13 protein-coding genes are annotated in these 13,869 nt (G+C 59.2%); 7 read left to right on the top strand and 6 right to left on the bottom strand.

Features of this window, described 5'->3' with window-relative positions; all coding sequences use genetic code 11:
• Window positions 1–47 precede the first annotated feature (47 nt).
• The 5 genes from ACTQ0H_RS04530 to ACTQ0H_RS04510 all read left to right on the top strand — a co-directional run bounded on the left by ACTQ0H_RS04530 (window position 48) and on the right by ACTQ0H_RS04510 (window position 4,987).
• A complete protein-coding gene (locus ACTQ0H_RS04530) occupies window positions 48–971 on the top strand; it encodes a GIY-YIG nuclease family protein (RefSeq protein ID WP_427727850.1) in 924 nt (307 codons plus the stop codon).
• 9 nt (window positions 972–980) lie between these two features.
• Window positions 981–2,084 carry an ADP-ribosylglycohydrolase family protein gene (locus ACTQ0H_RS04525; protein ID WP_441547863.1) on the top strand — a complete coding sequence of 368 codons (1,104 nt, stop codon included), beginning with the start codon at window positions 981–983 and terminating at the stop codon, window positions 2,082–2,084.
• Window positions 2,085–2,504: 420 nt separating this feature from the next.
• On the top strand, window positions 2,505–3,047 hold the full coding sequence (locus tag ACTQ0H_RS04520) for a DUF4352 domain-containing protein (RefSeq protein WP_154517316.1): 543 nt from the start codon (window positions 2,505–2,507) through the stop codon (window positions 3,045–3,047).
• Between the two features lie 39 nt (window positions 3,048–3,086).
• Window positions 3,087–3,509 (top strand): XRE family transcriptional regulator, encoded by a 423-nt coding sequence (locus ACTQ0H_RS04515; RefSeq protein ID WP_154517313.1) that lies wholly within the window; start codon window positions 3,087–3,089, stop codon window positions 3,507–3,509.
• 98 nt (window positions 3,510–3,607) lie between these two features.
• A complete protein-coding gene (locus tag ACTQ0H_RS04510) occupies window positions 3,608–4,987 on the top strand; it encodes a serine/threonine protein kinase (protein ID WP_441547862.1) in 1,380 nt (459 codons plus the stop codon).
• Between the two features lie 37 nt (window positions 4,988–5,024).
• On the opposite strand, the gene ACTQ0H_RS04505 is transcribed toward ACTQ0H_RS04510, so the two are convergent.
• Window positions 5,025–6,158: a coiled-coil domain-containing protein gene (locus tag ACTQ0H_RS04505; protein WP_441031575.1), complete on the bottom strand. Its 1,134-nt coding sequence runs from the start codon at window positions 6,156–6,158 to the stop codon at window positions 5,025–5,027.
• A 234-nt stretch (window positions 6,159–6,392) separates the two neighbouring features.
• A complete protein-coding gene (locus tag ACTQ0H_RS04500) occupies window positions 6,393–6,557 on the bottom strand; it encodes a hypothetical protein (protein WP_441547861.1) in 165 nt (54 codons plus the stop codon).
• 220 nt (window positions 6,558–6,777) lie between these two features.
• On the opposite strand from ACTQ0H_RS04500, the gene ACTQ0H_RS04495 reads away from it, so the two are divergent.
• Together ACTQ0H_RS04495 and ACTQ0H_RS04490 are read left to right on the top strand one after the other, a co-directional pair.
• Window positions 6,778–8,034, top strand: a complete 1,257-nt coding sequence (locus tag ACTQ0H_RS04495; protein WP_154517304.1) for a carboxylate--amine ligase — start codon at window positions 6,778–6,780, stop codon at window positions 8,032–8,034.
• An 85-nt stretch (window positions 8,035–8,119) separates the two neighbouring features.
• A complete protein-coding gene (locus ACTQ0H_RS04490) occupies window positions 8,120–8,866 on the top strand; it encodes an aspartate/glutamate racemase family protein (RefSeq protein WP_441547860.1) in 747 nt (248 codons plus the stop codon).
• A gap of 193 nt (window positions 8,867–9,059) precedes the next feature.
• On the opposite strand, the gene ACTQ0H_RS04485 is transcribed toward ACTQ0H_RS04490, so the two are convergent.
• The 4 genes from ACTQ0H_RS04485 to ACTQ0H_RS04470 all read right to left on the bottom strand — a co-directional run bounded on the left by ACTQ0H_RS04485 (window position 9,060) and on the right by ACTQ0H_RS04470 (window position 13,851).
• Window positions 9,060–9,806, bottom strand: coding sequence for an energy-coupling factor transporter transmembrane component T family protein (locus ACTQ0H_RS04485; RefSeq protein WP_441547859.1), 747 nt, complete (start codon window positions 9,804–9,806; stop codon window positions 9,060–9,062).
• Window positions 9,799–11,565 carry an ABC transporter ATP-binding protein gene (locus tag ACTQ0H_RS04480; RefSeq protein WP_441031568.1) on the bottom strand — a complete coding sequence of 589 codons (1,767 nt, stop codon included), beginning with the start codon at window positions 11,563–11,565 and terminating at the stop codon, window positions 9,799–9,801. The genes ACTQ0H_RS04485 and ACTQ0H_RS04480 overlap by 8 nt, the downstream gene beginning before the upstream one ends.
• A gap of 162 nt (window positions 11,566–11,727) precedes the next feature.
• On the bottom strand, window positions 11,728–12,297 hold the full coding sequence (locus ACTQ0H_RS04475) for a tryptophan transporter (RefSeq protein WP_427794869.1): 570 nt from the start codon (window positions 12,295–12,297) through the stop codon (window positions 11,728–11,730).
• A gap of 636 nt (window positions 12,298–12,933) precedes the next feature.
• A complete protein-coding gene (locus ACTQ0H_RS04470; protein WP_427727874.1) occupies window positions 12,934–13,851 on the bottom strand; it encodes a diacylglycerol/lipid kinase family protein in 918 nt (305 codons plus the stop codon).
• Between the last annotated feature and the right edge of the window lie 18 nt (window positions 13,852–13,869).

Below are 13,869 nucleotides of genomic sequence, written 5' to 3'. Positions count from 1 at the left end.
GTATGATTCGATCTACAGGCTTTTCAAACTGAAACGGCGGAATTAACATGGGAAATGCCGTTATAACGCTCAGGGATTTGATGCCGGTGGCGCACCCAGAGAAGACAAAGATCAAATTCAACATGAATGCTGGCGACGTGAACGTGCGCGCGTACGACATGCTGTTGAAGGACACCTCGACCCCCGAGAAGACCGATAGCGGCTCGCGATGGTACGAGATGAACGCGTGGAGGAGCGCGACGGGACAAGCGAATAACAACCTCAACCATGCGGATTACCTGCTCTCGTTCGCACAGTACTACACCTACGGGCCCGAGTACTTCATCTTCGGTGGCATGCACAAAGTGGAGAAGGCAGTACCCGAGGTGCTGGGCGGCGTGGGCTACAAGTTGACGCTTCTTCCCGACTACGAGGCCTACATCAAGCGCCTCATCATCAAGTTGAAGAAGCCTATCGGGCGCGACATCTACAACAAGTTCTACGAGAACACGATGCACGACTTCGAGCCCGTAGTGTACGAGTACTCGATGAGCCTGGGCAACGTTGCCCCTTTTCCTGGCTACAAGTACGTGTGTATCGACCACAAGACCTTGCAGGCCGTTATCGCCAGCGTGGGCTCCGACTGGTACTGGGCGCTGGACAACGTGAAGGGCGTCTACTGCATCACCGACACCGCGACGGGGAAACTCTACGTGGGTTCGGCCTCGGGCGACAGCAAGAAGGACGCGGGCGCGGACTTGGGTATCTGGCAGCGCTGGAGCGCCTATGCCAACCCCATGGACCCGACTGGCGGCAACAAGGAGTTCAAGGCCATCGTGGCCGAGCACGGAACTGGGTACATCGTGGAAAACTTCACCTACTCCATTCTAGAGGTGTGCGACACCAAGATGACCACCGCCGAGGTGTGCGAGCGCGAGAGTCACTGGAAAGACGTGCTTTGCTCGCGCAAGTTCGGCATGAACTGGAACTAGGTGCGCGCCATGGGCTTGTTACGGACGGTGAGGGACTGCGTGTACGGCATGGCCGTGGGCGATGCGCTCGGCGTGCCCTACGAGTTCAGGCCGCGCGGCAGCTTTACCTGCACGGACATGGTGGGCCTCGGCACGCACAACCAGCCTGCGGGCACATGGAGCGACGACACGTCCATGTCGCTCGCGCTGTGCGACAGCTACCGCGAGCTCGGCGATATCAATTGCGACGATATCCTCGTCAAGTTCCGCAATTGGATAAACGAAGGCGCATACACCGCCGACGGGAACGTCTTCGACTACGGCAACGCCACCAGGCAGGCGCTCGATACGGGTTGCGGGCTCACAAGCGAATACAGCAAGGGCAACGGCTCGCTCATGCGTTGCCTGCCTATGGTGTTTATGGAATGCTCCGACTGCGACATAAGGGAGGTCAGCGCGATCACCCACGCTACCGACGACTGCTGCCAGGCCTGCGTGGACATGATCGCCTATGCCCGCGAGGTGCTTTACAGCGGGCACGCCGGCTGCGAGAGTGAGGACAGAGCTGGTGCCAGCGGCGGCTACGTGTGGGATACTTACCACGCCGCCATCTGGTGCCTAGAACATACCGACAACTACCGCGACTGCGTACTGACCGCCGTGAACCTGGGCGACGATACCGACACCACGGCTTGCGTGGCCGGTGGATTGGCCGGCATCCTGTACGGATACGAGGGCATTCCGACCGAGTGGTTAGAGGCCTTGCGCGGCAAGGACGTGATTGAGCCTTATTTGTTCGGCGGGGCTTACGGTGATGACCTGTGCAGGTTCGTTAAGCGCTTCGAGGATTCGCTGGACGGTCCCACCCGCGACTTCCACGCGTTGGCCCATGACATGTTCGGCCTGGGTTGGCACATGGACTTTGGCGAGGCCTTTGCCGGGGCATATCCGCGCTCCGGTACGGCCGAAGGACTGCGAGAGGACATAGACACCATAGACGACGTTGGGCTTCTGGGCAGCGGCGTCTTCTCTCGGTGGCGCTATATAACGCACTGGAAGTACGATAGCGTGCCTGATGAGGACGATCTGGAGTGGTTCAGGCTGGCGCTCGGGAGGCTTCGCGAGCTGGCATAGGGGTGCCGTGATTTGAATCGCTTGCCTGAGATGGCTGATGCCGACTTAAAGCACGGGGAGATATACCGCAGCGCTATTGCTTTATTGCCTGAGTGATCTTAGGACCATACCTTTTATTCGATAGCGGGGCGACGGAATCGTCGAACACCATGCGCGCGCTATCTTCGACGGGCAGCCCCCCCTCATGGGCATCTTGCAGGTGAGAGGGGTGCGGCTAACGTCGGCCAGAGGCGCGGCAAGGGCGCTTTGGTATCAAGCTGCAGCCTCAATCACCGCTCCATCTGAACAGGCATCTTCTCAATCCAGTACCAATCTGGCTTACAACCCCCCCATTAGCTCCCAGCTAATGAATTTGAGCTCGCTGCCTTCTACGATGTGCTGTGTACCGGCGCGGTAGCCGGATCGTAGGAAGGATGCATAATGAAAAAGCTCGAAAACGAAGTGCTGCTGAGCCGTCGCGCTGCACTTGGCGCATTCGCCACCGTCGCCTTGGGGACTGCCGGTCTTCTTGCCGGTTGTGGTAGCGATAAGGCGACCGTCACCGAGGACGCTGGCGATGGCGACAAGAAGGAAGAGGCGAAGAAGGAAGAGCAGCCTACGACTGACCTGGCGGTTGGCACGACGGTGACCACGGCTGCCGGTCTTTCCGTCGTTGTCGATTCCGTCCAGCCCGGCCTTACAAATTATGACGGTTCGACCATGACGGGCATTCACGTCACGTACGTCAACAATGGCGATGAGGGCGCAGATTACAATATCTACGACTGGAAGGGCGAGGACGCCAACGGCGCCCAACAGAATCAGGGTTACTACAGCGAGGGCTCCGATGAGCTGCAGTCTGGTACCCTTTCCGCCGGTGGCTCCGTGGCGGGCAATATCTACTTTGATGGCGATATCAAGAAGGCGCTGTATTTTGCCAACATGTTTGATAAGTCTGCCACTGCAAGCTGGGTGCTGGCCTAGCATGTCGCTACCGTTGCGCCGGATGGGAGGTGAAGTCGTATGCCCGATAAAAAGCTGACCGAGGAGTTGCTCAATGAGCTTCTCGATGCGCCGAACATCGATGGCTATATCAGGGAGCACGACTTTGCCGCCCCGTCGCTTTCGGATTACCTGAAGCAGCTACTGCAGGAAAAGGGCTTGGAGCGCTCGCGCGTGGTTCGTATGGCCGATCTCAATGAGACCTTTGGCTATCAGATCTTTACCGGTGCGCGTCATCCGAGTCGCAATAAGGTACTGCAGATTGCCTTTGCGATGGCGCTGACGCTCAAAGAGACCAACCGTGCGCTGACGGCTGCCGGGGTAAGCGTCCTTAACTGCAAGGACCGCCGCGATGCGATTATCATCTTTTGCATCGATCGCGGGTGCAGCCTCCAAAAGGTCAACGAGGAGCTGTATCGCTTTGGCGAGGAGACGGTGAATTAGCCGCTGATATCTGAGCCGGCGGAGCTGTCGAACAACGATGCAAACGAACGGGGCGCGGATGCCATGGGGTGTCTGCGCCCTGCGCTATGATGGAGGCTATGGATACTCAGACCCCAACATATTCCAATGACGAGCTGACCGCAGCGCTTGCCGAGCACCTGGCGTCGCTCGATCGCGACGACAGCTATCGCGTGGAGCGTGTACTTAAGCGCTCGTCCGTTGAAACAACCGAGCTCGTGTACTTTGAAGGAACCGGCGGTGGTTCGCTCGGTCCCTTTGTCCGTAAACGCATCGATGCTTCGGCTCAAATCGGCGGGGCATACGAGCGTCTGTTTGCCGCTCAGCGGGCAGGCAGGCGTTTTGAGCACCTGCCCAGAATCGTCGATTGTCGTCGTGCGGGCGACGAGCTCAACGTGGTTATGGAATACATCGAAGGGGAGACACTCGGGGCACTGGTGGACCGTCTGGGAGCCGTTCCCGATTATGCGCGTGAATTGCATCCTGTCCTTTGCGACGCCGTGGGCGAGCTCCATGCCGGTTTTGCAATGGCGGGGGAGGCTTCGGCGCCGGTGATCCATCGCGACCTCAAGCCGTCGAATATCATCGTGGCAGGTGCCAACTATACGCCTGATGACGGCCTGACGTTTTCATCGCTGGTGATTATCGACTTGGGGATCGCGCGCGTGTGGCGCGATGGCGCCGATGCCGATACTGTCAAGTTTGGGACACGGCCCTATGCGCCGCCCGAGCAGTATGGGTTTGGGCAGACGAGCGTGCGAAGCGACGTCTACGCGCTCGGTGCCCTGCTGTTCTTTTGTTTGACGGGGACCGACCCCAAGCCGGGTCGGGACATGCGCGAACAATGCGAGGCATGCGGCGTTCCCGGCCCATTGGCCGATGTCGTTTGCATGGCGATGGCGCTCGACCCGGCCAAGCGTTTTGCGAGTGCGGAAGCGTTGGGACGGGCGACGCGCGCGGCATACGATCTGAGTCGCCCCGTGCGGCCTCCTGTGCCTGCGCCTGTCCGTACTCCGGCCTCGGAGACGTTGTTGACGCCCCAAGGGCTCCAGAACCCCGCAAGGCTTCCTAGGCCTGCCACCTCCGCTGCATGCGGTCTGCTCTCTCGCGTTCCGGAGTCCCTGGGGCGCATTTGGAATACGCTCGTCTGCTTCTCGCTGCTTGTGTTCTTTGCCGGAAGTCACTTTGCCGTCTTTCAACCCACGGGAGCAAACCAAAGCTACCCGACGTGGCTTCTCATAATCGAGTATTTTTTCTTTGTCGATGGCCTTATGGCGCTTACGCATTTTGCGCTGCTCGATAAGCGCCGTCTTCGTCGGCGATTCGCGCTGCTCGACAGCTATCGCGGCAAGAAACTCGCGAAACTCTGGCTCAAGGCATTGGGTGTGCTGCTCCTATGCATGATCGTCATAGTCGCGGTTGCCAATGCGACCGGCGTCGTCGATACCTCCGCTACCTAAAAGAAAAGGGCCCCATTGGGGCCCTTTGCAGTTGCACTTAGATGCGGTTCATCTGAGCGGCGACTTTGTTGTACCAGTCCTGCCACGTGGGTGGGCAGTACTTTTTGGCCGCAGCCGGGGTAAGGGTGGAGCCGTAGTTGGCGCCCAGATAGGCAACGTGAGCGAAGATGCCCTCGCTCCAGCTGCCAAAGCTGCGCCAACCGCCGCCACGTGCACTCCAGCCCCAGGCGTTGTAAGAATTGGCGCAATAAGCACCCTTGGTGCTCTCGATGCAGGCGATGGCGGGGGACCAACGGGGGTCGACACCGGTATTCCAAGCGGCGACGGCAAAGTTATAGCCCTGGCCTGCCATAGGGGAGCCGGCGAGGTAATTGTCGATGCGGCTCGTCCACTCATTAATGAACGAATCGTAATCGGAACTACCGGTGTTGGCGTTGTTCACCGTGGTGTCGATGGTGGTGTTGGCGTTGGTGGCCTGGCTGCTGGAATTGCTGCCGCTCACGCCCTCGCCCGAGAGCTTCTCGGCGGCAGCGGCCTTATCGGCCTCAAGCTTGGCAAGCTCGGCGGCATTTTCCTGCTCGGCTTTTGCCTGTGCCTCGCTGCGGAGCTGCTGGGCCTGTGCCAGCGCATCCTCGGCGTTTTTCTGCTCTGCCTCAAGCTGAGACTTGGCCTGCTGGAGCTCGGCCTTGTTCTGCTCGAGTTCGGTTTGCATGTTATTGAGCTCTTCGATCTCGTCGATGCTCGAGCTTGTGATCTGGTTGGTGTATTTGCAGGTCGTGATGAACTCACCCAGGCTCTGTGCGTTGACCAGGAAGCTCACGATGGGGTTGGTGCCCTTCTGGTACTTGTACAGATCGCGCATGGCGGTGCATGCCTTTTCCTGCTGATCGGGAAGCTTCGCCTCGATCTTTTCGATACTTGCCTCGTTGGCGTCAATCTGCTTCTGCAGATCGCCGAGCTTGGTGCGGGCATCGTTGTAGGCGCTCGTGGCGGCTTCGATCTTCTGCTGGGCGGCGGCAAGCTGATCCTGCGTTGCCTGCGAGGCGGCATACGCCGCGACGGGGGAGAGCATCGGCGTGGCCGTCAACGCAACGGCGAGCGCGGCGCTCGTGATGATACGAGCCGGCTTCGACGCGATGAGCGCTGCGGTGCGATGATTCGAATGCTGCATCCAGTCCCTCTGCAATCAATCGTAGGTTATTGTTCCTCAGGTATTCTACTACTGCTTTCGACCTCAACTTGAACCTTAAAGGTTTTAAAGGGTCAAGTTGAACTTGAGACTTTGGCTTTGACCTGCAGTTATATCGAATTGTTGAGAAACCATAGAGTTCAACTTTAACGTTACGGGGGCCTGTTTGGGACGGGCTTTGGACTGTGAAAGCTATCTCAACGTTGGGGTTTGTGGCTATAAGGTCCCATCGCGGCGAGCTTGCCCTACTTCGTTGAGCGCCTGGGCGGGGGTGAACGAACAGGTGCCGTCGCCGAGTTTGATTACCCCGATGTTGTCCCCGGCGTGGGCATCGGAGACGAGGCCAAACTGCTCGATGGCGGTTGGAAGGTCCTGGAGCACGCGTGCGCCTTTCACTCGGGGGTATCAATATGCTGAACCCTACAACAACGGTGGGTTCATTGCCGTTTGTCATACGGCGGTGAGTGCGGCCTTCATGCTGGATAATTGCGTTGATTGTCATAGATACAGTGGAGCTTTAGGAGGAAACGGTCCGGCACGCTAAAATAAACAGGTTGCATAAAGACCGCCCGTCGTGGGCAGTTCTAGATAGGAAGTTTCCATGGCATTGCAGTTTACAGAGCGCGAGTTTATCCCCGTGCTGCTCGGTGGCGACATCAACGCCTATTCGGTGGCGCGCGCCTTTTACGAGGAGTATCAGGTCAAGAGCCTGGTCTTTGGCAAGTACCAGACCGGTCCTGCGTACCGCAGCCAGATTATCGACTACACGCCCAATGTGGATATCGACACCATGCCGGTCATGATCGAGACCATTAACGGTGTCGCGCAGGCCAATCCCGATAAGAAGATTATTCTCATGGGCTGCGGCGACAACTATGTCGCGCTTGCCGCACAGGCTCAGGACGCCGGCCAGCTTGCCTCAAACGTCATCGCGCCCTATGCGCCCTACAGCATGCTCGAACAGTGCCAGAAGAAGGAAATCTTCTACGAGCTGTGCGAGAAGCACGGTGTTCCCTATCCGCATACGTTTACCTTTACCATGGCCATGCTCAACGCCCAGGGCGAGGCTCCTGCCGAAGTGCTCGACCAGATTGATTTTCCCTTCCCGATGATCCTGAAGCCTTCCGACGGCATCATGTGGTGGGAGCACGAGTTCGAGGGCCAGAAGAAGGCCTACGAGATCGCCGATCGCGCCGAGCTGGAGCAGGTCATTCGCGATGTATACGCGAGTGGCTACACCGATGATCTGATCCTGCAGGATCGCGTGCCCGGCAACGACGAGTACATGCGCGTGCTTACCAGCTATTCCGACCGTAACGGCAAGGTGCGCATGATGTGCCTGGGCCACGTGCTGCTCGAGGAGCACCAGCCTCACGGCGTTGGCAACCACGCCTGCATCATCACCGAGCCCAATGACGAGCTCATGGGCGGCGTGCGCAAGTTGCTCGAGGACCTCAAGTTTACGGGCTTCTCCAACTTTGACGTCAAATACGACGAGCGCGACGGTTCGTTTAAGTTCTTCGACTTCAACACTCGCCAGGGCCGCAGTAACTACTACGTCACCAACAGTGGCTTTAACGTTGCCAAGTACGTAGTGGACGAGTATGTGTACAACCGCCCGTTTGAGCCCGAGTTTGTGACGGCGCAGAACGAGGCGCTGTGGATGGTTGTCCCCATGGGCGTGGTCGATAAATACGTCAAGGATCCCGAGCTGCGCGCTAAGGCGCATCGCCTGGTCAAGGAGGGTAAGGCCGCCGACCCCTCGTTTATGAAGGGCGACTTTGTCTTTAACCGCTGGCTGCGCATGTGGCACACCAAGCTGCGTCACTTTAAGCTGTTTAAGACGTATTACAAATAGGATGAACGTCGCGCCCGCCCGGTTTGTATCGGACGGGCGCGGGTATGATACGCGCAATGCTGCGAGCGTCACCAAGGAGGCGGCGATGGAAAAGCTGGGAGTTATCGGCGGTATGGGCGCCGAGGCCACGTCGTATTACTACGACCAGGTGGTGCGTCACACGGCGGCCGCCCGCGATCAGGAACATATCGACATGGTGGTGCTCTCTAAGTCGACCATGCCCGACCGCACGCTGGCCATTAAGACCGGCGACCATACCGAGCTGCTGGCGACCATGAAGGAATGCGCGCAGGCGCTCGAGACGCTGGGCTGCGCGCACATTGCCATTCCCTGCAACACGTCGCACTACTTTTACGATCAGATTCAGTCGTTTACCTCGGTCCCCATCATCCATATGCCGCGCGAGTCGGTGCGCTATGCGCTTGCCGGCGTGGTGATGGGGGAGTGTGAGTTCGACCCCAACTTGAGCATGCCGGCCGAGCCGGTGCGCAAGATCGGCATCATGGGCACCGATGGCACCGTGGGTGCCGGCGTCTACGGTCGCGAGTGCGAGACGGCGGGCGTCGAAGTCGTCTATCCCAGCGAGAAGCGCCAGGCCGATGTGATGTCGCTTATTTACGACGATGTGAAGGCAGGACGCGAGCCCGATATGGATAAGTTTGACCGAGTGATGTGGGAGTTTGCCCGCAGCGGCTGCGACCGCGTCATTCTGGCCTGCACGGAGCTTTCGGTGCTGCAAAAGTATCGCGAGATGCCCGAGATCACCCTCGACGCCATGGACGTTTTGGTACGCGAGTCCATCATCCGCAGCGGCGCCCCCTACCGCCTGTAGCTCTCGACCTGCCAAAAAGGGACAGGTTTATTTTGGTAGGTTTTATCTGGGGAAACAGTGAGGCCCCGGCTCGTTTGTGCGAGCCGAGGCCTTTTGCATTTGTCGGTTTCTGCTTGGTGCTGGAGCTTAAAGGACGAGACTGACATTTGCCCATATAAAACCGACCAAAATAAACCTGTCCCTTTTTGGCAGGTTAGAACAAGAATCCGAGGACGATGAGGGCAATGCTGGCAATAAGTATGGCAATGTCCATGCCCTTAATGGGATAGCGCTTGTACGAGCTCGCGCGCGTACGCAGATAAAAGCCACGTTGCTCGGCCGCCAGGGCAGTGGCATCGGTCTTGCCCACGGAGCTCACCAGCAGCGGCACGCAGAGCGGTAGCATGAGCTGGATCTTCTTGAGGGGGTTCTTGGTGTCGTATTCAACGCCGCGCGCGGTCTGCGCTTCCATGATGGCGTTCATCTCCTGGCTAAAGACCGGTACAAAGCGCAGTGCCGTGGTAAACGTGAACGCATAGCGGTACGGCACGTGCAGCACCTCCACGCAAGCGTTAGCGAGATCGCCGAGCTGCGTGATGGTGAGCATGAGGATGAGCGGCAGTGCCACGCCGAGCAGGCGAAGCGCCGCCTTGGTGCCGGTGATAAGACCATCTGTGGTAATCCAGGCAAAGATGGGGGCTCCGGTGCGGATAAAGGCGGTCTGCAGGACCAGCATGATTAGTGAGAGCGGCACCATGAGCTTGACGAGCGAGACTAGGCCTGCGGTCGATTTGGCGTAGATGCCCAAGATAAAAGTCAGCACAAGCAGGGCGATCAGGAGCACATAAGTGTCGCCGAGGAAGGTCGCAAAGATAATAGACGCGGCCAGGGCTAGCTTGGTCACGGGGTTCAGCCGGTGCAGCAGTGAGTCTCCGGGCACGTAGTCGATCACGTTAGTCATGCTTGAGCATCTCCTTTACCAGGTCGACCAGATCGGAGACCTGACTGATTCCGGCGAATCGGGGCGAAACGTCGCGCGCGAGTTCTTTGGACAGGGCCACAACCTGCGGTGGCTCCACGTAGGCGGCGCGCATGAGGGCATCGTCGGCGAAGATCCGGTTCGCGTCGCCGCGCTCGAGGATGCGTCCGTCTGCCATGACTACCAGGCGCTGGGCAAAGTCCGAGACGACCTCCATGTCGTGGCACACCATGATCACGGCGCAGCCGCGCTCGGCCATCTCGCTCACCGTCTCCATCACGGTCATGCACTCGCGGTAATCGAGGCCGCTCGTGGGCTCATCGAGCAGAACCACCTGTGGGTCGAGCACAACCACGGACGCTAGGGCGACCATCTGTCGCTGTCCGCGCGAAAGCGAGAACGGCGATTCGTCCAAGGGGAGCCCAAAGCGCTCCGCCGCCACCCGTGCACGCTGGCGGGCCTCGTCGGTGCCGACACCGTGCAGTTCAAGACCAAAGGCAACCTCGTCGAGTACGGTGTCGCGGCAGAGCTGGCGGTCGGGGTTCTGGAACAGCGTCGCGCATTTTGCAGCGATCGCGCTGGTGGGGACGTCGGCGGTGTTCATCCCCGCCATGCGCACGGTTCCCGACGCTGGATGTAGAAGGCCGTTCAACAGCTTGGTGAGCGTGGTCTTGCCAGCACCGTTCTGGCCGATGATGCCTACGAGCTCGCCGGGATAGACGCACATGTTGAGGTTGCTGACCGAGGCACCGCCATGGGGGTAGGCAAAGGTCACATCGGTGAGTTCGACTACTGGCTCCTGATTGACGCCGCGGGGGACCGCCGGGATATGGGGAGAGGTCTCGGGCACATCGGCGGGCGCGTCCTTGCTCGTTGCATCCGCAAGTAAGGACGAGATAAGCTGGTGCGCTTCGGAAACATTGAGACAGGGCGCCTGATCGCTCGGCAACAGACCCACTTCTGCCAGGCTGTTCGCGATGCGCGCGACGCGGGGACTGTCGACGCCCATCTGGCGCAGCTCGCTTGCGTGGGCAAAGACCTGGTGGGGTTCGCCGTCAAACGCGAGCTTGCCATCTGCCATGACGAGGACGCGGCTGCAGTATTTCGACAACAGCGCGACCTTCTGCTCGATAACAACCACGGTGATGCCGTGTTCGCGGTTGATCTGGCGCAGCGTGTCAAAAACGAGCGTGGAGCTTGCCGGGTCGAGCGCTGCCGTGGGCTCGTCGAGCACGAGCACGTTGGGCGCCATGGCGATGATCGCGGCGATTGCGACTTTCTGCTTCTGCCCGCCCGAAAGCGTGGCAATCTCGCGGTGGCGCAGGTCGCTAATGCCGACGGTCGTCAGCGTCTGGCTGATGCGCTCCTCGATTTGATCGTGCGGTATGCCAAAGTTCTCGAGGCCAAAGAGCATCTCGTCTTCAACGATGGGCGCAACCATCTGGGCATCGATGTCCTGCAGCACGCTTCCCACCACGCGCGAGATATCCGTGAGGGTGATCTCGCAGGTGTCGCGGTCATCGACGAGCGTGGCTCCAAAGAGCTGGCCGGTGTAATGGTGGGGGATGGCTCCGCTCATAACGGCGGCAAGCGTCGATTTGCCGGCGCCTGAGGGGCCGATGACGCCCACAAACTCACCCTTTTCGATGGCGAGTGAGACGTGATCGAGGGCATTCTGCGCCTCGTGCCCATAGGAAAATGAGACGTCATCGAGCTTGATGATGGTATTGCTGGAGCTCATGGGGGCCTTTCTATCGTAAAAGAGCACCGGCCGCAAAACGACCGGCGGTCTACATGGTAGCAAGTATTACTACTTGGAGAAGACCTTCTTGAGCGGAATGCTGAGGGCCTGGACCAGGATGGCGTTGAAGACGGCGGTGCCTGCGTGTGGCCTGTCAGCTACTTAGTCGTTAAGCTTGAGGGCCTTCTTAATGGGGATGTAGAGGGCGGTCACGATGATGGCGTTGGCAACACCGGTGGCGACGACGACAGGAGCCATGACGCCCATGAAAGCCGGGTTGTTCATGACGCCAAAGGAGAAGATCGCCGCGTAGATCATGCCGGAGATGAAGGTGACAACAAAGGTGCTGACGAGCGGGAGCAGGCCCTTGACCTTGGAGTCGGCGAGCACGGAGACGAGCAGAGCCATGACCATGGCGGCGACGGGCTCGGCGATCAGGTCGGGGCCCTTGACGGAGGCGGTGATTTGGATTACAACGCCGGCGAGGAGGCCGATAATCGCGGATTGGCCGATGTTGGGCTTGACGATGAGAATCTCGAGGCAGAAAGCCGCGATGATGAACTCGGGCGAGAGGAAGCCTCCGGTGAGGCCGCTAAAGAACTTGGAGACGGTCATGTTGAGGACGAAACCGGCGGCGAGGAGGATGGCATAGAGAGTGAGTGCCTTGAGGTCGAGTTTGCCGCGGTCAGTGGTCTGGACGGTGCGGGGCTGGGCGGTGGTGTTCTGAGACATGTTGAAAATCCTTTCGGAAGGGGAGTGCAAGGGAAAAGCGGAGGCGCGTGATGCGAATGCGATCGGGCTCGAGATAGAAAAAGGCCCCCGGTCGAAACCGGAGGCCTTTCAATCACCTAGAGCGCAAAAACAGGCGTGAGGGACTCACTGTCGACCGATCGTATTCGCATCACGCCACCACCAGTTGTTGAGGGACTTCATCGCGTTCTTCATCTTGGTGGCTCCTTTCGTGATGCCATGGCGCAGTCGCACCTTGTTTCTGTTGCGTTGCACTATAGCACAGCAAAGTGTTTGCGGGGAATCTTTTTTGAAAGATTTCAGCGACGTTTCCCGCCGGTCGAAGGGGCGGGCTGAGCGGGGGGCGACCTTGGCCATCCCGCCCGCGCCTTAAGGTGTGGGGTTCTTAGGCCTTCTTGCGACGATAGATCACGAAGCCACAGACACCGATGATGATGGCGCCAACACCCATGGCGGCCATGTTGTTGCCCTTGGACTTCTCCTCGGTGATTGGATGAATATCATACCAATGTGGATTTACTTCTTTCGGCGGTGAATCAGGTTGATGGCGTAGCCCACGAGCAGGGCCAGAACGATGACGATAAAGCCAAGGATAGGGTTGTCGTTCACGGGGTTCTCCTATTTTCCGAGTGGTGAGAATTCGTCGACGATGAGGTCGAGGCATTGCGGAAGCGCGCGGGCGCCAAAGACACCGGAGTTGCTGGAGATGATCTCGCCATCGAACTGCATACCCAGCGACGGCGTGCAGGTAATCTTGGCTTCCTTGGTCTGGATAATCTTAAACTGCGGGCGGCCGAGCACCTTGCCGGCGGGGTCGAGCGCGGCGGTGATCACCGTGGGGAGCAGCTGCACCGTGCGCACGGGTTCAATAACGACGATGTCGACCATGCCGTCGTTCATGCGGCAGTTGGGGAACAGGTTGATGTCGTTTTGGATGACTGAGGTATTGCCCGCCATGCAGCAGATGCCGTCGAGCTCCTCGACCATGCCGTCGTGTTCAATGGTAAAGTGCGCCACCGTGGGGTTGGGCGTGGCGAGCGCGGAGAGGAAGTAGGCGATCTCGCCAATGTCGTTTTTGGTGGGGGCGGCCTTCATCATGATCTCGGCGTCGAAGCCCGAGCCGGCGATGATGATAAAGCCGTGGCGCTTCTCGTTACCGTTCTCGTCGATCCAAAAGAGCTCACCCATGTCCACCTTGACCGTGCGGCCGGCGCGGCAAGCCTTGGCAAGCGCCGCCGCCTCGGGGGCATTACCGATGTTGTTAAAGAACAGGCAGGCCGTGCCGGAGGGGAAGATGAGCGTAGGGACACCGCACCCGCGCATCTGGTCGAGCACGTTGGAGACGGTGCCGTCGCCGCCCGAAACGACTACGCGGTCGAACTCACGAACGTCCGCTACCGCGTCCTCGGGCTCCATGCCATCGCCGATAAAGCGCATTACGACCTCGTCGCCGCCCTGTGCAAGAGCGTGCGTGAATGCGTAGATTTCATCGGAGCTGGGACCCGATGCCGGGTTGTGGATGATAAGGCAGCGCATACTTACGTTCCCGTTCTG

The sequence above is a fragment of the Collinsella sp. LCP21S3_A3 genome (genome assembly GCF_052118905.1).
Taxonomy (GTDB): domain Bacteria; phylum Actinomycetota; class Coriobacteriia; order Coriobacteriales; family Coriobacteriaceae; genus Collinsella.
This window is presented reverse-complemented; position numbering and strand designations above follow the sequence as displayed.